Origin of the sequence: Enterococcus sp. 5H (assembly GCF_028128615.1) — a bacterium.
In the GTDB taxonomy this organism is placed as follows: domain Bacteria; phylum Bacillota; class Bacilli; order Lactobacillales; family Enterococcaceae; genus Enterococcus_L.
Map to the genome: position 1 here is coordinate 1 of NZ_AMDP01000042.1, position 477 is coordinate 477.

The window sequence follows — 477 nt, forward strand, 5'->3', positions numbered from 1 at the left end:
TTTTTTTGCTATGTACAACTACCCTTTTAGGTAAAAAGTAAGCTGGCGAGAAGTCTCGTCAGCTTACTTTCAGTAAAGCTGAAATTATTGAGCGGCTACGACTTTCCAAGTCACTTTCGCTGTGTATGTGTCTACTGCCATATTTGAAGCAGTTGCGGCTGGAACTGTTAGTTTTACAGAATTTGCTTCTGTTGACTCTGTGCTGTTACCAAATGCCATAATATAACGACCTTTTCCTTCTTGCGCTGCTTGGTTAGCAGTCACAACAGTTGTAGCACCGCCACCTTCAGTTAATTGGAATGCGCCTGGATCTGTAGGAACTGTATTTGTGTTATCCCCTTGTGGTGAAATAAATCCATTGCTGAAATCAATAGTAGAACCGCTTAATGTATTTGAAGATGCACCTGTAAACTGTTGTGTCATTTCAGCAGTTACTGTGTAACCAAATGTACCTCCGGCACGGATATCACGCCATTG

At 41.7% G+C, this 477-nt stretch carries 1 protein-coding gene; it reads right to left on the minus strand.

The genetic code is table 11. The annotated features are described in order from the left end of the window. Positions 1-84: 84 nt before the first annotated feature. On the minus strand, positions 85-477 hold a 393-nt coding region (locus C240_RS12590; RefSeq protein ID WP_271496239.1), incomplete at its 5' end, for a WxL domain-containing protein.